Annotated in this window: 21 protein-coding genes and 1 tRNA gene; 11 read left to right on the plus strand and 11 right to left on the minus strand. The window is 66.8% G+C overall.

Annotation, left to right across the window (positions count from 1 at the left end):
- Nucleotides 1-6: 6 nt before the first annotated feature.
- Genes XM50_RS13995 through XM50_RS14005 form a run of 3 tightly spaced genes read right to left on the minus strand, consistent with a single transcriptional unit; the run spans nucleotide 7 to nucleotide 2,937 of the window.
- Nucleotides 7-804 carry a crotonase/enoyl-CoA hydratase family protein gene (locus tag XM50_RS13995; protein ID WP_046411689.1) on the minus strand — a complete coding sequence of 266 codons (798 nt, stop codon included), beginning with the start codon at nucleotides 802-804 and terminating at the stop codon, nucleotides 7-9.
- Between the two features lie 19 nt (nucleotides 805-823).
- Nucleotides 824-1,975, minus strand: a complete 1,152-nt coding sequence (locus XM50_RS14000) for an acyl-CoA dehydrogenase family protein (protein ID WP_046410353.1) — start codon at nucleotides 1,973-1,975, stop codon at nucleotides 824-826.
- Nucleotides 1,972-2,937 (minus strand): acyl-CoA dehydrogenase family protein, encoded by a 966-nt coding sequence (locus XM50_RS14005; RefSeq protein WP_046410355.1) that lies wholly within the window; start codon nucleotides 2,935-2,937, stop codon nucleotides 1,972-1,974. The genes XM50_RS14000 and XM50_RS14005 overlap by 4 nt, the downstream gene beginning before the upstream one ends.
- Before the next feature lie 151 nt (nucleotides 2,938-3,088).
- Here XM50_RS14005 and modA point away from each other — a divergent pair, with 151 nt between their 5' ends.
- From modA to XM50_RS14020, 3 genes are read left to right on the plus strand one after another with little or no spacing between them, the layout of a single operon-like run.
- Nucleotides 3,089-3,847 carry a molybdate ABC transporter substrate-binding protein gene (gene modA / locus XM50_RS14010; protein ID WP_046410357.1) on the plus strand — a complete coding sequence of 253 codons (759 nt, stop codon included), beginning with the start codon at nucleotides 3,089-3,091 and terminating at the stop codon, nucleotides 3,845-3,847.
- Entirely contained in the window at nucleotides 3,844-4,530 is a 687-nt protein-coding gene (modB, locus tag XM50_RS14015) for a molybdate ABC transporter permease subunit (RefSeq protein WP_046410358.1), read from the plus strand. Before modA ends, modB begins: the two co-directional genes overlap by 4 nt.
- Nucleotides 4,520-5,122: an ATP-binding cassette domain-containing protein gene (locus XM50_RS14020; protein WP_046410360.1), complete on the plus strand. Its 603-nt coding sequence runs from the start codon at nucleotides 4,520-4,522 to the stop codon at nucleotides 5,120-5,122. Before modB ends, XM50_RS14020 begins: the two co-directional genes overlap by 11 nt.
- Here the strand turns inward: XM50_RS14020 and XM50_RS14025 are convergent.
- The 5 genes from XM50_RS14025 to XM50_RS14045 all read right to left on the minus strand — a co-directional run bounded on the left by XM50_RS14025 (nucleotide 5,109) and on the right by XM50_RS14045 (nucleotide 12,037).
- A complete protein-coding gene (locus tag XM50_RS14025) occupies nucleotides 5,109-5,738 on the minus strand; it encodes a retropepsin-like aspartic protease family protein (protein ID WP_046411690.1) in 630 nt (209 codons plus the stop codon). The two genes, XM50_RS14020 and XM50_RS14025, sit on opposite strands and share 14 nt — an antisense overlap.
- Nucleotides 5,739-5,912: 174 nt before the next feature.
- Entirely contained in the window at nucleotides 5,913-6,461 is a 549-nt protein-coding gene (rpsI, locus tag XM50_RS14030) for a 30S ribosomal protein S9 (protein ID WP_082103079.1), read from the minus strand.
- Nucleotides 6,461-6,940 (minus strand): 50S ribosomal protein L13, encoded by a 480-nt coding sequence (rplM, locus tag XM50_RS14035; protein WP_046410361.1) that lies wholly within the window; start codon nucleotides 6,938-6,940, stop codon nucleotides 6,461-6,463. Before rplM ends, rpsI begins: the two co-directional genes overlap by 1 nt.
- A gap of 139 nt (nucleotides 6,941-7,079) precedes the next feature.
- Nucleotides 7,080-9,566, minus strand: a complete 2,487-nt coding sequence (locus XM50_RS14040) for a TonB-dependent receptor plug domain-containing protein (protein ID WP_052742580.1) — start codon at nucleotides 9,564-9,566, stop codon at nucleotides 7,080-7,082.
- Nucleotides 9,567-9,760: 194 nt separating this feature from the next.
- Nucleotides 9,761-12,037 (minus strand): FdhF/YdeP family oxidoreductase, encoded by a 2,277-nt coding sequence (locus XM50_RS14045; RefSeq protein WP_197075560.1) that lies wholly within the window; start codon nucleotides 12,035-12,037, stop codon nucleotides 9,761-9,763.
- Between the two features lie 95 nt (nucleotides 12,038-12,132).
- Here XM50_RS14045 and XM50_RS14050 point away from each other — a divergent pair, with 95 nt between their 5' ends.
- Nucleotides 12,133-12,816, plus strand: coding sequence for a sulfite oxidase-like oxidoreductase (locus tag XM50_RS14050; protein WP_046410364.1), 684 nt, complete (start codon nucleotides 12,133-12,135; stop codon nucleotides 12,814-12,816).
- Nucleotides 12,817-12,828: 12 nt separating this feature from the next.
- On the opposite strand, the gene XM50_RS14055 is transcribed toward XM50_RS14050, so the two are convergent.
- Nucleotides 12,829-13,869: a COX15/CtaA family protein gene (locus XM50_RS14055; protein ID WP_046410366.1), complete on the minus strand. Its 1,041-nt coding sequence runs from the start codon at nucleotides 13,867-13,869 to the stop codon at nucleotides 12,829-12,831.
- Between the two features lie 158 nt (nucleotides 13,870-14,027).
- On the opposite strand from XM50_RS14055, the gene XM50_RS14060 reads away from it, so the two are divergent.
- A complete protein-coding gene (locus XM50_RS14060; protein WP_046411695.1) occupies nucleotides 14,028-14,417 on the plus strand; it encodes a MerC domain-containing protein in 390 nt (129 codons plus the stop codon).
- Between the two features lie 15 nt (nucleotides 14,418-14,432).
- Here XM50_RS14060 and XM50_RS14065 read toward each other — a convergent pair whose 3' ends face one another.
- On the minus strand, nucleotides 14,433-15,269 hold the full coding sequence (locus XM50_RS14065) for a class I SAM-dependent methyltransferase (protein ID WP_046410367.1): 837 nt from the start codon (nucleotides 15,267-15,269) through the stop codon (nucleotides 14,433-14,435).
- Between the two features lie 45 nt (nucleotides 15,270-15,314).
- Between XM50_RS14065 and XM50_RS14070 the strand changes: the two genes are divergently transcribed.
- The 5 genes from XM50_RS14070 (at nucleotide 15,315) to XM50_RS14090 (ending at nucleotide 17,775) form a co-directional block, all read left to right on the plus strand.
- A complete protein-coding gene (locus tag XM50_RS14070) occupies nucleotides 15,315-16,040 on the plus strand; it encodes a ComF family protein (protein WP_046411696.1) in 726 nt (241 codons plus the stop codon).
- Nucleotides 16,041-16,071: 31 nt separating this feature from the next.
- Entirely contained in the window at nucleotides 16,072-16,329 is a 258-nt protein-coding gene (grxC, locus tag XM50_RS14075; RefSeq protein ID WP_046410369.1) for a glutaredoxin 3, read from the plus strand.
- 2 nt (nucleotides 16,330-16,331) lie between these two features.
- The gene (locus XM50_RS14080) at nucleotides 16,332-17,156 is read left to right on the plus strand and encodes a carbon-nitrogen hydrolase family protein (protein ID WP_046410371.1); all 825 of its coding nucleotides are present in this window, start codon (nucleotides 16,332-16,334) and stop codon (nucleotides 17,154-17,156) included.
- The gene (locus tag XM50_RS14085; protein WP_046410372.1) at nucleotides 17,153-17,596 is read left to right on the plus strand and encodes a DUF1178 family protein; all 444 of its coding nucleotides are present in this window, start codon (nucleotides 17,153-17,155) and stop codon (nucleotides 17,594-17,596) included. Before XM50_RS14080 ends, XM50_RS14085 begins: the two co-directional genes overlap by 4 nt.
- A 102-nt stretch (nucleotides 17,597-17,698) precedes the next feature.
- Nucleotides 17,699-17,775: transfer RNA gene (locus tag XM50_RS14090), tRNA-Arg, on the plus strand.
- An 88-nt stretch (nucleotides 17,776-17,863) separates the two neighbouring features.
- Here XM50_RS14090 and XM50_RS14095 read toward each other — a convergent pair.
- Nucleotides 17,864-18,145: an SWIB/MDM2 domain-containing protein gene (locus XM50_RS14095; protein ID WP_046410374.1), complete on the minus strand. Its 282-nt coding sequence runs from the start codon at nucleotides 18,143-18,145 to the stop codon at nucleotides 17,864-17,866.
- Between the two features lie 217 nt (nucleotides 18,146-18,362).
- Here XM50_RS14095 and fghA point away from each other — a divergent pair, with 217 nt between their 5' ends.
- Nucleotides 18,363-19,196 (plus strand): S-formylglutathione hydrolase, encoded by an 834-nt coding sequence (gene fghA, locus XM50_RS14100; RefSeq protein ID WP_046410376.1) that lies wholly within the window; start codon nucleotides 18,363-18,365, stop codon nucleotides 19,194-19,196.
- Nucleotides 19,197-19,281 lie beyond the last annotated feature (85 nt).

Consider the following 19,281-nt stretch of genomic DNA (forward strand, 5'->3'; position numbering starts at 1 on the left):
CGGGCGTCAGCGGCCGGAGAACACCGGGTCACGTTTCTCCAGCAGCGCGGCCACGCCCTCGCGATGGTCGTCGGTCGCATGGCTGACGGCCTGTGCGGTCGATGCCGAATCGAGTGCCTGATCGTAGCTGCTCGTCTGCCCCTGCCGCAGCAGCGACTTCGTCAGGCGCAGCGAATGGGGCGGGAGCGCAGCGATACGGTCCGCAAGCGCCAGCGCCTCATCCATCAGGCTGTCATGCGGCACGACCCGGCTGACCAGGCCCCAGTCGGCTGCGGTCGCGGCATCGATGACGTCGCCGGTGAAGAACAGCTCGGCCGCCCGGCTCATCCCGATCGCGCGCGGCAGCAGCCATGATCCGCCGTCGCCCGGTACCAGCCCGAGTTTCAGGAAGGTGACGCCAAATTTTGCCTTGTCCGACGCGATGCGGATGTCCGCCATGCATGCCACGTCGCAGCCAAGCCCGATCGCGGCGCCATTCACCGCGGCGATCACCGGCATGTCGAGCGAGAAGAGCGCACGGGCGATGCGATGGATGTTGCGCTGATAATGGCTGCGGATCGGCAGTCCGCCGCCGGAGAAGGGGCCCTCCGGATCGGCCATTTTCTTGATATCGCCGCCAGCCGAGAAGGCGCGGCCCTCGCCGGTCAGGATCACGCAGCGGATCGAGAGGTCAGCGTTCAGCGCGTCGCAGGCGGCGCGAACCGCCTCGCCATCGCCGTCGGCGCCAAGCGCGTTCATCGCGTCTGGCCGGTTGAGGCGGAGGATCGCGATCGGGGCGCGGATCTCGGTGGTAACGACGGTCATGGTGTTCTCCGAATTGGTCTCAGCGCAGCCCGAGCCCGCGTGCAATGATGCCGCGCAGGATCTCGCGTGTTCCGCCGCGCAGGGAAAAGCTGGGTGAATTCATCGTGATATGTGCCAGAACGGCGACGAAGTCTGATGTCGACGCAGCGTCCGGTTCGGCATCGACGAGGCTGCGCGCGATATCCGGCAGCTCCTGTTCGAACGTCGCCCCCAGATCCTTGACGATCGCTGCATGGGTGCCCGGGTTCTCGCCTGCCTCCAGCATCACGGCGACGCCCCGCGACAGGCGACGCAGCGTGATGAGATGCGCGCTGAGGCGGCCGAGGGCGAGCTGCGCCGCCTCGCCGGTCGCATCCTGAAGCACACCCACCAGTTCGATCAGCAATTGCATCGAGGACAGGAACCGCTCGGGCCCGCTGCGTTCGAACGCGAGCTCGCTCATGACCTGTTCCCAGCCGGCGCCTTCGGTACCGATCAGCGCGGTGGCGGGAAGGAAGGCATCCTCGAAATGCACCTCGTTGAAATGATGCTGCCCGGCAAGGTCGATGATCGGACGGATCGTGATCCCTTCGGTGGTGCGCAGATCGACAAGGAGCTGGCTGGTGCCAGCCTGACGATCGGCCGGAGTGCCGCTCGTCCGGCAGAACAGGATCATGTAATCGGCGTCGTGCGCGCCCGTCGTCCACAGCTTCGTGCCGGTGACGCGCCACCCACCATCGGCTGGCACGGCGCGCGTACGGGTCGCGGCCAGGTCTGACCCGGAATCGGGCTCGCTCATGCCGATGCAGAACACCGTCTCGCCCGCAGCAATGCCCGGGAGGATGGCCTGCTTCTGCTCCTCCGTCCCGTATTTGAGGAGGCTGGGGCCGCTCTGGCGGTCGGCGATCCAGTGTGCGGCAACCGGCGCCCCGGCAGCCAGCGTCTCCTCGACGACGACATAGCGTTCAAAGGCGCTGCGCTCGTGACCGCCATATTGCTTTGGCCAGGTCATGCCGAGCCAGCCGCGCTGGCCCAGCTTGCGGCTGAAATCGCGATCGAAGCCGTTCCAGCTGTCCGCACGCGCGAGCGGCGGGCGCGTGGCAAGCTCGTCAGCGAGGAACGCGCGTACCTCTTCTCGAAGCGCCTCGGCTGCCTCGTGGCGGGCGGGTGAGGGAAAGTGCAGGGTCGTCATGCTGCCACCACCATCGGCCAATATCCGTCAGGTCCCGCGGCGAGCGCGCGCTTGCCCAGCACCAGCGTCCATTGTCGCTGCGTCCCATATTCATCCCGCCACGCCCAAAGGGCCGTGGTGTAGCGGTGCAGCACGTGTTCGCGGGTGAAGCCGATCGCCCCGTGCAACTGGTGCGCGATCGCGCTGGCCTTGCTCGCTGCCTCGCCGATGCGCGTGCGGGCTACCGCGACCGCGAAGGTGATGTCGCCGCCAGCCACATACGCATCGACGGCCTGATCGGCGGCGGCAGATGCCGCGGCGACCTCGCCCGCCAGTTTCGCCAGTTCCTGCTGGATCGCCTGGAACTTGGCGAGGGGGCGGCCGAACTGGACGCGCGTGGTCACGTGATCAACGGTCAGCTGGAGGACGCGATCAAGCGCGCCCGCCATCTGCAGCGCGCGTGCGAGTGCGGCCCAGGCAAGCAGCGTCCCGGCGGGGAAAGGCGCTGACGGTCCCTCGGCCAGATCGAGCAGGTCGCGCGGTGCGCCAGCGATATTCTTGCCCTCTCGTGTCACGCGTGGCGAGGAGGCGCGGTGAAGCTGGCCCGCTTCGATCGCCACGACGGTCTGGACGAAACGGCCCCAGGGAACGGGGGTTTGCGGATCGGCCGCGAGGCCGATCGCCCCGTCGCCGAGCGGCAAGCCCGCCGCGGCGAGCGCGGCATTGGCGATCATCGTTTCGGCCAGCGGCAGCGCAAGGGCGTGCGTGCCGGTCAGTCGCACCAGCGCCAGTGCTTCCGCCGTGGGGACGCCGAAGCCGCCATGGTCCTCGGGCACGAGGGCGAGCGGCAGGCCGCTTTCCTCGATCGTCTCCCACGCGGCGGCGGGCCACTCGCCGCTCGTTGCCGCTTGCTCGATCGCCTCGGCATGGGTGGTAAACAGCCGCTCGGCGGTGTCGGCGAGCATCGTTCCGATCTCGCTCATGCGTGTCGCCTGTGCCGGTCCTGCATGTGCATGGCCGCTCCTCTCCGTTATCCTGATGTCGCTAGGACAAGCGGCCAGCGCTTGTCCACCTGACAGTCCTGCTGGTCGGCGGCAAACTCCGTGGTAAGAGCGCGCGGCCGGGGGGAATGCGATGCGCCTGTGGTCATTGTTTTTCATGCTGTTCGCGTTGCTGGGGCGACCCGCGGCGGCGCAGGCGCGTGGGCCGCTGGTCCTCGCGGCGGCCAGCATGCAGGAGGCGCTGGGCGAGGCGGCGGACCGATGGGCTGCCAGTGGCCACCCGCGCCCGGTGCTGTCCTTCGCTGCATCCTCTGCGCTCGCACGGCAGATCGGCGCCGGCGCCCCAGCCGATCTGTTCGTATCCGCGGATGACCGCTGGATGGAGTGGCTCGCCGAAAAGGGGCGGCTGGTGCCCGGCACCCGCGCGGTCCTTGCCGGCAACCGGCTGGTCGTCGTTGCCGCGCCCGGACGCGGGCAGGAACTTGGCGGCATGCGGGGGCGCGCTCTCGGCACCTTGCTGGCGGCGGGCCCATTCGCCATGGGCGATCCAGCCGCAGTGCCCGCCGGCCGCTACGGCAAGACGGCCCTCGAGCGGCTGGGCGCGTGGCCGATGGTCGCGCGCCGCGTCGTTCGCGGGGAAAGCGTGCGCGCCGCACTGTCGCTGGTGGAGCGTGGCGCTGCGCCCTATGGCATCGTCTATGCCACCGACGCCCGGATCGCGCCGCGGCTGCGCATCGTCGGCCGCTTTCCCCCCGGCAGTCATCCGCCGGTCCATTACCCGGTCGCGCGGCTTGTCAGCGCGAGGCACCCGGACGCCGAGGGCTTCCGCCGGTTCCTGCTGTCACCCGCCGGTCAGTCGATCCTGGTGCGGCACGGCTTCACCCGCCCATGACGGAGGAGATCGCCACCGTCGTGCGCCTGTCGCTGCTGGTTGGCGGGGTGGCGACGCTTGGCATGCTGCCGATCGCCTTTGCGCTCGCCTGGCTTCTCGCCCGCACCGACTTTCCGGGCAAGGTGCTCCTCGATGGGATCATTCATCTGCCGCTCGTGGTGCCGCCGGTGGTCACTGGCTGGGTTCTGCTGCTGGTTTTTGCTCCGGGCGGGCCGATCGGCGGGCCGCTGGAGCGATGGTTCGGGGTCAGCGTGATGTTCCGCTGGACCGGGGCGGCGATCGCTGCGGGTATTATGGCGCTGCCGCTGATGGTGCGCGCGATGCGGCTGTCGATAGAGGCAGTGGACCAGCGGCTCGAGCAAGCGGCGCGGACGCTGGGGGCAGGGCGGTGGCGCGCCTTTGCCACCATCACGCTGCCGCTCGCGCTGCCCGGGATCCTCGCGGGCGTGGTGCTCGGCTTTGCGCGGTCGCTTGGGGAGTTCGGCGCGACGATCACCTTCGTCTCCAACGTGCCGGGCGAAACGCAGACGCTGCCGCTGGCGATCTATGCCGCGCTTCAGCAGCCGGGCGGCGAGGCGATCGTGTGGCGACTTGCGGCGATTTCGGTCGGCCTCAGCCTGGCGGCGCTGGTGGTGTCGGAGGCGGTGGCGCGGCGGCAGGGACGGCGGCTCCATGTCCTTTGACATCGACCTGACCGTCCGGCGCGGTGAGCGGGTGATCGGCACCGCGTTCCGCTCCGACGCACGAAGCACCGTCCTCGTCGGTCCGTCGGGCGCGGGAAAGACCAGCGTACTGATGATGATCGCCGGGCTGCTCGCGCCGAGCGTCGGCCATGTCAGGGTCGGTGGCCGCACATTGTACGATGCGGCCGCGCGGATCGACGTGCCGCCGCATCGCCGCCGCGCCGGCGTGGTGTTTCAGGAGCCGCGGCTGTTTCCGCATCTCTCCGTGCGCCGGAACCTCCTCTACGGGGCGAGCGACGCGTTAGCGCTGCCCCGGATCGCCGCGACGCTGGAGGTCGAGCCGCTGCTGGAGCGCTGGCCGCGCAGCCTGTCAGGCGGCGAGGCGCGGCGCGTGGCGATTGGGCGTGCGCTGCTGAGTGCCCCGGATTTCCTGCTGCTCGACGAACCGCTCGCCTCGCTCGATCGTGCGCGGCGCGAGGAGGCGATGCAGGAGATCGAGCGGCTGCGCGATGATCTGCGCCTGCCGATGTTGATCGTAACGCACGACCCAGAGGAGGCCGAGCGCCTCGGTCAGCACATCATCCGGATGTAACCGGCTGCGGATTGTTGGGGACCAGCACGAGCGTGCGACCCTCGACCCGCCAGGATTTCAGCCGCGACAGGAAGTTCATGCCCAGCACGTCCGTCTCCCCGAAGGCGGGCGACACGACGACGGGCACGTCACGCGCGACGATGTTGCCAAGGGACAGCTCGCCGATCGTCGCGGTCTGCGCGCGGATCGTGCCATTGGCGGTTCGCAGCAGCATCGGGAACATCGCGTCACGCACATCGAGGCCCGCGGCATTTGCCGTATCCAGCGAGAGCGCGGTCACCGTCGCTCCGCTGTCCACCAGCATACGCCGCTTCACCCGGCCGAAGCTGACATTGGCCCAGAAATGCCCGTCCGGGCTCATCCGGATGCGGGTCTCGGCGCCCTCCACCTGCTGCCCCGACAGGTCCAGCACCTCGGCGACACGGCCGAGATAGGGATCGAAGCGTTCGCGCTCGCCCAGGACGAATACCAGCGCGCCGATCAGCGCCACCCACATGGCAAGACTGACGAGGCGGCCGATCACCGGCAGGCGTCGCAGGAAGCCTGCGATCACGACGAGAGCGAAAAGACCAAGGATCAGCGGATAATGGGGAGCCAGATCGGCAAGTGCGTCCATCGCACCCATATAGGATCACCGCGCCCGCATGCGATGCAGGTCTCGCGCGATTTTCCTCGGCGTGATGGCCCAGCCCGAAACACAACAAAAAGGGGCAGCTCCTTGCGGAGCTGCCCCTTTGTGCAGCCAGTGGCCAGCAGCGGACCGGCAAAACCGGCGCCGCTGCAATAAGCCTTAGCGCTTCGAGAACTGGAAGCTGCGGCGTGCCTTGGCGCGGCCGTACTTCTTACGCTCGACGGTACGGCTGTCGCGGGTCAGGAAGCCCGCTGCCTTCACCGGGGCGCGCAACGCCGGCTCGTACTTGGTGATCGCCTGGCTGATGCCGTGCTTCACTGCGCCGGCCTGACCCGAAAGGCCGCCGCCCTTGACGGTGCAGATCACGTCATACTGACCTTCGCGCTCGGTGATACCGAACACCTGGTTGATGACGAGGCGCAGCGTCGGACGTGCGAAATACACTTCCTGATCACGACCGTTGATCGTGATCTTGCCCGAACCCGGCTTCAGCCACACGCGGGCAACGGCGTCCTTACGACGGCCGGTGGCATAGGCGCGACCGTACTTGTCGAGTTCCTGCGCACGCAGCGGGGCGCGCTGCGACGGCTCGTCGATCTTGCCTTCGAGATAGGCCTCGGCCTTCTCTTCTGCAGCAGCGACGGCGGTTTCGCGCTGCTCGCTGAGCGCGGCGCCGAGATCGGCGAGGGACTGGCGATTGTCGGACATTATGCGCCCACCTTGTTCTTGCGGCTCATGCCGGCGATGTCGAGGACCTCGGGGTTCTGCGCTTCGTGCGGGTGCTCAGCGCCCTTGAAGATGCGCAGGTTACGCATCTGCTGACGGCCCAGCGGGCCGCGCGGGATCATGCGCTCAACAGCCTTTTCGAGCACGCGCTCGGGGAAGCGGCCTTCCAGCACCTTGGCGGCGGTGACGCCCTTGATGCCGCCGGCATAACCGGTGTGCTTGTAATAGACCTTGTCGGCCAGCTTGTTGCCGGTGAAGCGCACCTTGTCGGCGTTGATCACGATGACATTGTCACCGCAATCGACGTGCGGGGTGAACGACGGCTTGTGCTTGCCGCGCAGGACGTTGGCGATCACGACCGCTGCACGACCGACCACCAGGTCGGTGGCATCGACGATGTGCCACTTCTTTTCCACCTCTGCGGGCTTGGCCGCCTTGGTGGTCTTCATCAGCGCCTTCATGGGCTTGGACCTTTGCAAGAAACAGATACGCCACCCCGTCAAGGGGCGGCGTGACAGTGAGGGCATTGGACAAAGGCCTGCTGAAAGTCAACGATTCAGCGGCTTTCCTGACGGGTAAAATGATACCGGCATCCTGATCCTAGAAGAACAGCTTGCGGAAACTCAGCCTCACCGACCGGCCGAGCGGGTCGAGCAACGCCGGCTGGTAACCGATCGGAACGGCGCCCGCAGCATCACGTACGTCGAGCCGCTGGTTGAAGAGATTGTTGACTGACAGGGTGACGCGCGAGCCTTGGAAGAACGGCGCCTTCTGCACCAGCGCGCGCTGCTGGCCGAGATCCGCGAAGACACGCAGATTGGCGGTGAAGAGCGCGCCGAAGCTGAGATCCTCGGGCGAGGGGGCGCCGTTGGGGTTGGCGAGCAGGGTCGTGCCCTCCTGCCACGTGCCGTTCAGCCGGACGCCGATGCCGTGCCGGTTGTATCCGGCGTTGAACTCCACCTGGTGCCGCGGCTGGCCGCCCCGCGCACCGATGGCCGAACCGCTCAACAAGTCGAGTTCGGGCAGACCGGGCCGGATCAGGATCGTGTCCTCGAGGCGCCAGGTGTGGAACACGCTGAGCTGCACGCGGCCCTGGCGTGCGCCGCCGAACCCGCTGCGGCCAAAGCCACCACCGCCACGTCCGGCAAAGCCGCCCGGTCCGCGATCGCCCGCGGAGCGCACGCCGGTCTGGCTCGCCTCGCCGCCAGCCGGACTGGCGCCCGCCCCGGAACGCCCCCGCTCGCGAAAGGCGGCGCGGCGTTCCGCAATCTGTTCGGCGGTCAGCGGCTGGCCGTCAGGGCCGGTCGGCGGCGGCGCCTCCAGCGTCTCGGTCCAGTTGAAGCCCCAACGGATCTGCCGGCTGCGGCTGCGATCGAAGTTCACGGGCCGCGTGTCGATGCTGATCAGCGTGCCGGCCGCGTCACGATCGAACCGGCCGGGGAAGGCCGCCTCGATTTCCGGCGTCGCGGTCGGAAAGCTTGCGATCGGATTGTCGATGCGGCTGTCTGTGTAATTGGCAAGCAGCGTCAGGTTGGTGCCGCTGATCGGCTTCACCGTCAGGCCCAGCTTCAGCACGCGGCGCTGGTCGGCCGCAAGGTTCGGATTGCCGCCGGTGATGGTGGTCGCATCCACCGTCTGGCCGGTCACCAGGTCGAATACGCGGACGTTGGGCGTGACGATCAACGGATTGCCGAGCTGCTGGATCGTCGGCGCACCCTGCTCATGCGCGACCGAGCCGATCAGGCGCACGGCCTCGACCGGTCGCCAGTTGAAGCCATAGCCGACCGATCCGAGCGTGCCAAAATCCGACAGCTGATCGACCCCGCCGTTGATCGTCGCCGACAGCGCGCCGATCGAGCCATTGCGTGATAGCGGAATGTCGATGTTCGCCTGGGCCGAACCCTGGTCGCGCGACAGGTCGGTCGCAGTCACGATGCCGGCCCGGCGCGATTCGCCGCTGATGTCGCGCAGGGTGAAGCCAGCCTTCAGCGTGGTCGTCACCGCGCCGGCGGGAAGATCGAACAGGCTGCCGCTGAGCGTCCCTTCGGTCTCGATCGTTTGCGCTACCGACTCCGCCCGGTCGCGGCGGGTGCCGCTGCCCGGGCCGCCGTCGCGATCGGTGAGGGTTGTCGACCAGTCGCGCGTATAGCCGCCGTTTAGCGACCAGCGCCATTGATCAAGGTCGCCGTTCAGGGCGTAATTGAGCACGCCGGTGCGGGTGCGCCCCTCGCGCAGCAGCCGCTGGCCGTCTGACGACGTACCAAGGCCGGCGCGGGTATCGGCGCCTTCCAGCTCACCGCTGATCGTGGCCGATACATTGCCGAAAATGGTCTGGTTGTACGTCGCGTTCAGCTTCGCTGCGTCGCTGGCCGATAGCAACGTGCGGTTCGGATCGGCCTCCGCCAGGTTGCGCTGCGTTTCGAACAGCGGGTTGCTGTGGGTATATTCGCCATCGACGCTGAAGCGGTTGCCGTTGCCCAGGCGAAGGTAGTTGAGCGTCGCCTCATGTACCTGACGCCCGCCATCGGTGGCAAAGCCGGTATCCGCCTCCGCCGTCACCGCATTGAAGCGGCGCCGCAGGACGATGTTCACCACCTTCTGATCGGGGCGATAGCCGTATTTCAGCGCGACTTCCTCCGGCAGGATGTCGACGCGCTGGATCGCCTCTGGAGGCAGGCCGCGGATCTCGCGGAAGCCGCTGATCCGGCGGCCGCCCAGCAGGACCACGGGGGCGCCGGCGCCGCGGCCCTGGATGCTGCCGGTGAGCGGGGCAAGCTCCTCCAGCAATTCGCCGATGTTGCTGGCACCATAAGCGCGAATGTCGCGGCCGCTCAGCACCACTTCGGGCTTGATGTCACCGATCACCGATCCGCGCGGCTGGCGGCTGCCGGTGACGATGATGTCATCCTCAAGCTCGAGTTCAGCCTCAGCTTCCTCCACCGACTGCGGCTCGCCCTGCAGGGGGATGGCCGTCTCGGATTCGGCCGTCTGGGATTCGGCCGGTGGCAATTCGCCCACCTGGACCGGCGTGGCAGTGGCAGGGACGGTCATTGCGGCGAGAGAAGCGGGCAGCAGCAGGATCGACAAGGACAGGCTCCGGAACCGACGTGGGATGATCACGTCCTACGGCGGGGTTGTGGGGGAAATGTCGCGGCGGCACCGGAAAATCGTCGCAAATTGTACCCGTGCGATTGGACGCGGGCTGGCTTGCGGGACAATCCGGTGCTGGACGCGCAGCGCATAACGCGCCGACGCGACAGCGGATAGAGGGCGCGCCCCGCTCAGGTCACGATGCGAACGGGCACGCCCTTCGAGGCCGGGGTCTTGGATGCCTCGTCATGGTACCACAGCGGCACCAGCGGATTGGTTTCGGGGTAATAAGCGCCGATGCACCCGCGCGGCAGCAGATAGGGCGTGACGGTCAGGCCATCGACCTGACGATGCTCCCCATCATCGGCATCGCTGGCGAGGCTGACCACCTGGCCCTCTGCCAGGCCGGCAGCCGCGATATCGTCCGGATGCATCAGCACGACATCGCGCGTGCCCTCGATCCCGCGAAGGCGGTCGGAATAGCCGTAGATGGTGGTGTTGAACTGATCGTTCGAGCGCAGCGTCATCAACCGCCAGCGCCCTTCCTTGTCGCCAAGGCCGAGCGCGGAGAGCGAGGTGGGAACGGTGAATTCCGCCTTGCCGCTTTCCGTCTTCCAGATCCGTTCGCGCGCCGCATTGCCCTTGTAGAAACCGCCCGGCGTGAAGACGCGCGCGTTGAAATCGGCGAACATCTCCGGATAGCTTTCCTCGATCAGGTCGCGGATCAGGCCGTAATCGGCGGTCCAGTCGTCCCACCGCGCCTTCGGATTGAGCGGCAGCGTCGCCTTGGCCATGCCGCAGACGATCGCGACTTCGGATTTCAGATGGTCGCTGGCCGGGTGACCATTGCCCTGCGATCCATGGATGCACGACAACGAATCCTCCATCGTCACTGCCTGCGCGCCGGTCACTTGCATGTCGCGTTCCGACCGGCCGAGGCACGGCAGGAGATAAGCGACCTCGCCGTTGATCAGGTGGCTTCGGTTGAGCTTGGTGGCGATCTGGACCGTGAGGCGCATCGATTGCCACGCCTGCTCCATCTTCACCTGTTCCGGGATGGCGCGTACGAAATTGCCGCCGAGGCCGATAAAGGCCTTCACCTCGCCGGAAATGATCTTCTCGCAGGCATCGACGGTGTTGAGGCCCGTGTCGCGGGGCGGGTCGAACGCGAATTGCTCGGCCATGCGGTCGAGCGGGACGAGTTCGGGCTTTTCGGAGATGCCGACTGTGCGCTGTCCCTGCACGTTGCTGTGACCGCGGATCGGCGAGATGCCGGCGCCTTCGCGTCCGATGCTGCCTTTCAGCAAGGCAAGATCGACGAGCGTGGTCAGATTGTCGGAGCCGTGCACGTGCTGCGTCAGCCCCATGCCGTACATGAAGATGGTGCGTTCGGCCGCAATATAGACGTCGGCGGCCTTTTCGAGATCGGCCCGGGCCAGACCGCTTTCGCGTTCGATCTCCTCCCACGACAATTGCTCGGCATGGGCCTTCACCGTCTCGAACCCGGTCGTGTGCTGTGCGAGGAAATCGACGTCCAGGACATGGCGCTTGTCCTCGCGCCAGCGCCGTTCCTCGGTGGAGAGGACGTGTTTGATCATGCCCATGATCGCCGCAATGTCGCCGCCCGCCTTTACCTGCAGGTAGAGCGAGGAGATTTCCGTCTCCTTGCCGGTGAGCATTTCGACCGGGCTTTGCGGGTTCTTGAACCGTTCCAGCCCCGTCTCGCGGATCGGGTTGAAGGTGACGATCTGCACCCCGCGCTTCACCGCCTCCTGCAGGGGATGGAGTAGCCGGGGCGCATTTGATCCCGTGTTATGGCCGAAGAAGAAGATCGCGTCGCATTTCTCGAGATCCTCGAGGACGCAGGTGCCGACGGGTGATCCGATCGCCTTCTTGAGCGCCACCGACGTGGTCTCATGGCACATGTTCGAACTGTCGGGCAGGTTGTTGTGCCCGTACATGCGCGCGAACAGGGCGTAGAGGTAGCTTGTCTCAAGGCTGGCGCGGCCCGAGGCGTAGAAGACGGTGCTTTTCGGGTCGAGCCGCTTCAACTCCGTGCCGATCGCGGCAAACGCCTCATCCCAGGCACAGGGGACATATTTGTCGGTCGCGCGATCGTAGCGCATCGGGTGGGTGAGGCGGCCCTGATGCTCCAGATCATAGTCCTTCCAGTCGCGCAGCTCGGTCACGGTATGTTGCGCGAAGAACTCGGGCGTGCAGCGGCGGGATGTCATCTCCCACAAGGTCGCCTTCGCGCCATTCTCGCAGAATTCGAACGGGTGGGGGTGCTTCGGCTTCCCCCAAGCGCAGGACACGCACATGAAGCCGCCGGGCTTGTTCTGCCGCCGCAGGGTGTCGAGCGCGGCGGGCGTGGGTCGTTCACGCGCGAGCACTTCGGTCATGCCGCGTACTGAGCCCCATCCGCCGGCGGCGCCCGAATAGTGAACCGTATCCTTTTCGTCAGCCACCCAGGATCCTTTCGCGCGACAGCCGTTCATGGCTGACAACGCGAGGGGCGCCGTTTGGATCACCGGCGTGCCCACTATATGCAGGGAGCGGGCATATGCAGGCGGGGCGCAGGAGGATCGAAGCCGTGGCGGACGACGCAGTGCCTGACGAGACCAAGCTGACCCGAACCAAGCAGCGCTGGGCCAGCGAGGGCAAGTTCATCACCGGCGCAGCGCGCGGCGCGGATGAGCGCCTGCCGCCCGGCCAGCATCTGGTGCGCGACTGGCCGGTGCTGGACCTGGGACGCCAGCCCAATGTGTCGACCGATCGATGGCGGCTGACGATCAAGGGGCTGGTCGCCCGTCCGGTATCGCTCGACTGGTCCGCGTTCATGGCCTTGCCTCAGACCGAGCGGCGGAGTGACATCCACTGCGTCACAACCTGGTCGCGCTACGACAATGATTGGGCGGGCGTCGCGACCCGCACGCTGCTCGACCTGGTCGAGCCGCGCGACGAAGCCGCCTTTGTCGTGCTGCACGGTTATGACGGCTATACGACCAACGTCCCGCTGGCCGATTTCGCCGCAGAGGACGCGCTGATCGCGCGCGAATGGCAGGGAAAGCCGCTGACGCGCGAGCATGGGGGACCAGCGCGGTTGGTGATCCCCCATCTCTATTTCTGGAAAAGCGCCAAGTGGATCAGCGGGATTGAACTATTGGGTGCCGATCGCCCAGGCTTCTGGGAAGTGAACGGTTATCACCGACGCGGTGATCCCTGGGAGGAGGAGCGCTATAGCTGAGCTGCGCCGCGCTTAGGCGCGACGCCGCCCCAGCGTGTGCCCGGCGGCGACCACGGCGATCAGCAGGATCGCGGCGTTCACCTGATGCGCAACCGCGATGGTGAGGTCGACACCGGTGAGCAGCGTGGCGATTCCCAGCAGGATCTGAAGGCTGGTCAGCAGGATGACCGCGCCCCAGGCATTCACCGCGCCGCGCCGCCGTGCCGCAAAGGCGAGCCAGATCACGGCGGCGGCCGCGGCGAAGGCGAACCAGCGATGGACGAACTGGACCACGATGGGATTGTCGACGAGGTTGCGCCACGCCGGCTCCAGCATCGGCGTACCGGCCGGGAAGAAGCTGTCGCCCATCAGCGGCCAGGTGCTGAACGCATAGCCGGCGTTGAGCCCCGCGGTGAAGGCGCCAATGAAGATCTGGATGCCCAGGAGCAGCATCGCGACCGCGGCAAGCGGCTTCAGTCCTGCGGGCTTCGCCAGCGGATCGCGCGCGAGATCGCGCAGGTCCAGTGCGGTCCATACCACGCCGCCCAGGATGACGAGCGCGGCCGTCAGGTGAACTGCGAGGCGGACGTGGCTGACATCGGTTCGCACCGACAGGCCCGATGCGACCATCCACCAGCCGATTGCCCCCTGCAGGCCGCCCAGCGCGAGCAGCGCGAGGAGGCGCGGGCCATAGCCGCGCGGGATCTGCCGCTTGATCGCGAACCACAGCAGGGGAAGCGCAAAGGCCAGCCCAATAACGCGGCCGAGCAGGCGATGGACATATTCCCAGAAGAAGATCTGCTTGAACCCGTCCAGCGTCATGCCGCGGTTGATCTCCTGGTATTCCGGGATGCGCTGATAATGGCGGAATTCCGCCATCCACTGCGCCTCGTTCAGCGGGGGAATGGTCCCGCTGATCGGCTTCCACTGCGTGATCGACAGTCCCGATTCGGTCAGACGCGTGATGCCTCCGACGGCAACCATGACAACGATGAGGGCGGCGACGACATAAAGCCATCGCGCCAAGGCGAGTGGCCGCGGCGAAACGCGAAAGCCAGGGCTGGGCTTGAGCATGCAGCCATCTAGAAGCGCGGCGTCGTTGCCGCAATGGCGTACACCCGCCATCGCACTCATCCCCCGTCGCTTGGCGGAGGTGCCAAGTACGCGACCTGGCGTGTTTATTGACGATGTGATGTTGTAACCTGTCCGGCGTGGCGCTACATGCGTCGGCGATGGCAACAATGTCTCATCCCGCCAGCACCGCTCGACTGGATCGCCTGGCGATCATCGTGTCGGGGCTATGCGTCGTTCACTGCATCGCCAGCGCGGTGTTGATCGCGATGCTGTCTGCCGTCGGCGGGATGATGGTGGACCCGATTTTTCACGAGGTCGGATTGATGCTGGCGATCGTGCTGGGTGCCATCGGTCTGGGCCGCGGCGCGTTGCAGCATGGGAACCTATGGCCGATCGGCGTTGGCTCGCTTGGCCTTGGCATCATGGCCGGCGCGTTGTCGCTGCCGCATGACGCCGGGCTGGTCCATACCGGTGAGGCATTCTGGACCATCGTCGGTGTCGCGCTGCTCGCTCTGGGGCACGACTTGAACCGCCGCGCCGACGCCTGACCGCGAGGGCGGCGCTCAGCCGGGCGGGCGAAGCGTCGCTGCCAGTGATGCCGTTGCGCTCCCCCGCCGTGCCGGCTGCGGCTGATCGGGGGAGGGAGCCCAGCCGGTCAGGAAGATGATCTCGAACCGCTCCGCCGTACGTCCGTCGGCATCGGCCAGATCGGCAAAGGCAGCTGCGCTGCGTGCCACCGTCGCGGCTCCCAGCGGCTGACGATCGATCAGCAGGTTAGTGCCCGCCATGCCGCGCAGATCGTCGAACAGCCGTCCGACATTGCCGTAGCGCACGCGCAGCGGCTCGGCATCCGCCACCGGAAGGGCGAAGCCGGCACGCATCAGCAGGTCGCCCGCGGACCGCACGTCGATCTGCGGATGAAAGCGGGCGACTGGTCGCTCGGCTTCTGCGGATCGCATCGCCGAACGAAGCGTCGCCAGCGAGCCAGCACCGAGAAACGCACCAAGGAATAGGCCATCCGGGCGCAGGACACGCCGGATCAGCGACAGCGCGCCCGGCACGTCGTTGACCTGGTCGAGCACGCCGGCCGAGACGACCAGATCGAACGAATGATCGGCGAACGGCAGGCGATCCTCATCGGCCTGCACGCCGCCCGCCTGACGGGCAAAGCGATAGCCGGCGTCCAGCCGGGCGATCCGGGCGCCAGCGGGTGGCTGGAAGCTTCCATCGAAACTACCGAGATCGAGGACGTCGTGAAAGGACCGCTTCACGCTGGCGAGCCGCTCGTGGATGCCGTCGAGCATGGCCGCGCGGACGAAATCATGTGCGGCAAAACGCGCGGCGATGCGGTCGCGCCGCGTGCGGCGGGCCTTGCGGTCGAATATCTCAGGAGCCGTCATGGCGCGGCTTGTGCGCCCGGCGGCGGCGCGCGACAAGCGGGGACGATGCTCGCCAAGTTGCTTCAGCCAGTGATTTCGCTGGCGCTGCCCCCACGATGCGCGGGATGCGGCGCGATTGCCGATGACGATCATCGCTTCTGCGCAACATGCTGGGGATCGCTGCGCTTCCTCGGCCCGCCATGGTGCGCGGCCTGTCACGCGCCGCTGAGCTATGAACCGGCGCCCGGCACATGGTGTGCTCCTTGCCTCCAGGCGCCGCCGCGGCATGGCGGGATAGACGCCGCGGTCGCGTATGGGGAGGTCGCGCGCGCCGTGGCGCTGCGCCTCAAATATGGCGGGCGGGCTGCTTTCGCCGAGACGGCGGCGCGATTAATGGCGCGCCACTTGGCTGCCGACGTCGACTTGCTGGTGCCTGTTCCTCTTCACCGCTGGCGGCTTTGGTCGCGCGGATACAATCAGGCCGGCCTGATCGCGACGGCGTTGGCGCGGCTGAGCGGTGTCCGGGTCGATGCGCAGGCGTTGGTCCGCCATCGCGCGACTCAGGCATTGCGTGGCGCGAGTGGCGCCGAGCGGCGGCGCGTTGTGCGGGGGGCGTTCGCGGTGCCGCCCGGCGCGCGGGCAAGGGTGGCGGGCAAGCGGATCGTGCTGATCGATGACGTCTATACCAGCGGCGCGACGACCGACGCCTGTATCGCAGCGCTTCGATCCGCCGGTGCAGCGCACGTCGCGGTGCTATGCTGGGCCCGCGTGCTCAGCGATCGCGATGATTGACAATTGCGCAGCGCATCCACACGTCACTCTCATGGCTCGTGTTGAAATCTACACCAAGGCGTGGTGCCCTTATTGTGTCCGCGCGAAGCAGCTCCTTGCCAGCAAGGGCGTCGAGCCGACCGAATATGACATCACTCTCGGCGGCGAGCAGCGCGTCGAGATGATCGATCGCGCCGGAGGCCGGACAACCGTGCCGCAGATCTTCATCGATGGGCGCCATATCGGCGGCTCCGACGATCTTGCCGCGCTTGATCGGGCAGGGAAGCTCGACCCGCTTCTCGCACCCTGACGATGCGCGCCGCCATCCTGCAGATGACGAGCGGGATCGATCCCGCCGCTAATGCCCGCACGCTGACCGACGCGATCGATGAGGCAACCCGCGGCGGGGCGGCAATGCTCTTCACACCCGAGATGTCGGGGCTGATCGATCGCAACCGGGACCGTGCCGGCGGTAAGATCACGGCCGAAGATGATGACCGGGTATTGGGGAGCGTTCGCGATGCAGCGGCCCGCACGGGGCTGTGGGTGCATCTTGGCAGTCTGGCGGTGCGCCGCGCGGACGGGCGGCTGGCGAACCGCGCCTTCGTGATTGACGGCAATGGGACGGTCCGGGCGCGCTATGACAAGCTGCACCTGTTCGACGTGGATCTGCCTACCGGCGAAAGCTGGCGCGAATCGGCGGCCTATGCCGGGGGCGACGCCGCCGTGGTGGTCGCGACGCCGCTCGGGAACCTCGGTCTTTCGATCTGTTACGACGTACGCTTCCCCAGCCTCTATCAACGGCTGAGCGATGCGGGCGCGACGCTGATCGCGGTGCCCGCCGCCTTCACCCGCCCCACGGGCGCGGCGCATTGGCAGGTGCTGCTGCAGGCCCGCGCTATCGAGAATGCGGCCTTCGTCATCGCCGCCGCCCAGACTGGGCAGCACGAGGACGGACGCGAAACCTATGGCCATTCGCTGGCGATCGGCCCGTGGGGGGAGGTGCTGTGCGATATGGGCGAGCAGCCTGGCCTGGCGCTGGTCGATATCGATGCGGAGAAGGTTTCCGAGGTGCGCGGACGTATCCCGGTCACCATGCATCGCCGCGACATTCCGCCGGTCCGGGTGGTGCCATGATCGTTTTCGATTTGCGATGCGGCACAGGGCATGTGTTCGAAGCGTGGTTCAATTCATCGGAAGCCTATGCCGAGCAGCGTGAGCGCAAGCTGATCGCCTGTCCGATGTGCGGCGACACTGGTGTGGACAAGGCGGTAATGGCGCCCAATGTCGCGCCCAAGGGAAACAGCCGTTCCGCGGCGGCAACCCCGGCGAACGTGCCGGACAAGGTGAAGGCCGCGCTAAAGGCACTGGCCGAGGCGCAGCGCCAGGCGCTCGAGGGATCGCGCTGGGTCGGCGACCGCTTCGCCACGGAAGCACGTGCGATGCATGCCGGCGACCAGCCCGACGAGGCGATCTACGGCCAGACCACGCTGGCCGAAGCAAAGGCGCTGGTCGACGAAGGGGTGCCGATCGCCCCGTTGCCGCTGCCGGTCGTGCCACCCGAAAAGGCGAACTGAGCCGCGTCGCTCGCGTTCAATCAGGGCCCGAGGGTAAGTGAAGGGATCGGCAATAGCGCCTAGTTGACCCGCCTCCACGGCGGCCGTAGCAGGGCGGTCATTGCCCCCGTAGCTCAGCAGGATAGAGCGACGGTTTCCTAAACCGCAGGTCGTGAGTTCGAATCTCGCCGGGGGCACCAATGCCGCGCCGGCTATATCCTCACGTGAGGAACCGAGTGTGGGGGAGAGCGGACGCCGCCCCTATGCGACGCCCGCTCATCCGTTCGATCAGGCCTTTACGTGGGCCGAGATGTACTTGTTCATCTCGAACATCGTGACCTTGTCCTTGCCGAAGACCTTCTGGAGCTTCTCGTCGGCCAGGATCTCGCGCTTGTTCTCGGGATTCTGCAGGTTGTTGGACTTGATATATTCCCACACCTTGCTGATCACCTCGCTGCGCGGCAGCTTGTCGGTGCCGACGATTGCGCCGAGTTCGGGCGAGGGCTGGACAGGCGCATGAATGCCGCCGGTCTTGGGCTTGCCCTCCTCAGTCTTGGTCTTCGTAGCCATTGAATTCCTTCCTGTTGCGCCGGTCAGCCGGCATCTAGCGGAATCACGCCGTTGCGCAGGCGTGACAGCCTTCTTGCGCTGCCCGCGCGCGCTTGTCACGCCCTTGTGTGAAGGCTGTGTGAACATGGCGCCCTAGTGTTAGCTCAATGGGATAGCCCAGGAGTGGCCGTATCGCGGCGGAGCGGCTAGTTCGCGGCGAACAATGACGAGAGGCAAGATGGAAACGATCAGCCAGAACAAGGCCTATGGCGGCGTCCAGGGCGTGTATCGCCACCGCTCCGCGACGACCGGTACGGACATGACATTCTCCGTCTATGTCCCGCCTCATGAGGAAGGCGCGCGGTTACCGGTGCTCTGGTATCTGTCGGGGCTGACGTGCACGCATGCCAATGTCACCGACAAGGGCGAGTATCGCCGGGCCTGCGCCGAACACGGCATCATCTTCGTCGCGCCGGACACCAGCCCGCGGGGCGACGACGTGCCCGATGACGATGCTTGGGACTTCGGTCAGGGGGCCGGTTTCTATGTCGATGCGACGCAGGATCCGTGGTCGGCGAACTTCCGGATGCGCAGTTATGTCGAGGATGAACTGCCGGCGTTGATCGCGCGTGAATTCGCGGTGGCGGACATGTCGCGGCAGGGGATCACGGGCCACTCGATGGGCGGGCACGGCGCGCTCACCATCGCGCTTCGAAATCCCGGCCGCTTCCGCAGCGTCTCCGCCTTTGCGCCGATCGTCTCGCCGCTGAACTGCCCGTGGGGAGTGAAGGCCCTTGGCGGCTATCTTGGCTCCGATCGCGCAGCATGGATGCCGTATGATGCCTGCGCCCTGATTGCCGACGGTGCTCGTCTCGATGCGCTGCTGGTTGATCTGGGCGATGCTGACGCCTTTCTTCGCGAGCAGTTGAAGCCGGAGTTGCTCCAGCAGGCGTGCGAGGCCGCGGGCATCCCGCTGACGCTGAGGATGCAGCGGGGCTACGACCACAGTTACTACTTCATCGCTACCTTCATGGCCGACCATATCGCCTGGGCGGCAGAGCGGCTGCGTTGACGGGGTTTGGTCAGAAGGAAGACGGCGGGCCGTCGCCGACCCGCCGTCTGGTGATCTTCATGTGGATGATGAGGGGCCGCGCAGA

Source organism: Sphingomonas sp. Ag1, from assembly GCF_000980895.1.
In the GTDB taxonomy this organism is placed as follows: Bacteria; Pseudomonadota; Alphaproteobacteria; order Sphingomonadales; family Sphingomonadaceae; genus Sphingomonas; species Sphingomonas panaciterrae.

What these genes read in the sequence shown, in the direction of transcription:
- modA (WP_046410357.1), top strand. Translation starts at nt 3,089, where the DNA reads ATGCGCCTGTGGTCATTGTTTTTCATGCTGTTCGCGTTGCTGGGGCGA.
- modB (WP_046410358.1), top strand. Translation starts at nt 3,844, where the DNA reads ATGACGGAGGAGATCGCCACCGTCGTGCGCCTGTCGCTGCTGGTTGGC.
- XM50_RS13995 (WP_046411689.1), bottom strand. Translation starts at nt 804, where the DNA reads ATGACCGTCGTTACCACCGAGATCCGCGCCCCGATCGCGATCCTCCGC.
- XM50_RS14020 (WP_046410360.1), top strand. Translation starts at nt 4,520, where the DNA reads ATGTCCTTTGACATCGACCTGACCGTCCGGCGCGGTGAGCGGGTGATC.
- XM50_RS14095 (WP_046410374.1), bottom strand. Translation starts at nt 18,145, where the DNA reads ATGGCTACGAAGACCAAGACTGAGGAGGGCAAGCCCAAGACCGGCGGC.
- XM50_RS14085 (WP_046410372.1), top strand. Translation starts at nt 17,153, where the DNA reads ATGATCGTTTTCGATTTGCGATGCGGCACAGGGCATGTGTTCGAAGCG.
- XM50_RS14070 (WP_046411696.1), top strand. Translation starts at nt 15,315, where the DNA reads ATGCTCGCCAAGTTGCTTCAGCCAGTGATTTCGCTGGCGCTGCCCCCA.
- XM50_RS14060 (WP_046411695.1), top strand. Translation starts at nt 14,028, where the DNA reads ATGGCAACAATGTCTCATCCCGCCAGCACCGCTCGACTGGATCGCCTG.
- XM50_RS14000 (WP_046410353.1), bottom strand. Translation starts at nt 1,975, where the DNA reads ATGACGACCCTGCACTTTCCCTCACCCGCCCGCCACGAGGCAGCCGAG.
- XM50_RS14025 (WP_046411690.1), bottom strand. Translation starts at nt 5,738, where the DNA reads ATGGACGCACTTGCCGATCTGGCTCCCCATTATCCGCTGATCCTTGGT.
- XM50_RS14080 (WP_046410371.1), top strand. Translation starts at nt 16,332, where the DNA reads ATGCGCGCCGCCATCCTGCAGATGACGAGCGGGATCGATCCCGCCGCT.
- XM50_RS14065 (WP_046410367.1), bottom strand. Translation starts at nt 15,269, where the DNA reads ATGACGGCTCCTGAGATATTCGACCGCAAGGCCCGCCGCACGCGGCGC.
- rpsI (WP_082103079.1), bottom strand. Translation starts at nt 6,461, where the DNA reads ATGTCCGACAATCGCCAGTCCCTCGCCGATCTCGGCGCCGCGCTCAGC.
- fghA (WP_046410376.1), top strand. Translation starts at nt 18,363, where the DNA reads ATGGAAACGATCAGCCAGAACAAGGCCTATGGCGGCGTCCAGGGCGTG.
- XM50_RS14005 (WP_046410355.1), bottom strand. Translation starts at nt 2,937, where the DNA reads ATGAGCGAGATCGGAACGATGCTCGCCGACACCGCCGAGCGGCTGTTT.
- grxC (WP_046410369.1), top strand. Translation starts at nt 16,072, where the DNA reads ATGGCTCGTGTTGAAATCTACACCAAGGCGTGGTGCCCTTATTGTGTC.
- XM50_RS14050 (WP_046410364.1), top strand. Translation starts at nt 12,133, where the DNA reads ATGCAGGCGGGGCGCAGGAGGATCGAAGCCGTGGCGGACGACGCAGTG.
- XM50_RS14055 (WP_046410366.1), bottom strand. Translation starts at nt 13,869, where the DNA reads ATGCTCAAGCCCAGCCCTGGCTTTCGCGTTTCGCCGCGGCCACTCGCC.
- rplM (WP_046410361.1), bottom strand. Translation starts at nt 6,940, where the DNA reads ATGAAGGCGCTGATGAAGACCACCAAGGCGGCCAAGCCCGCAGAGGTG.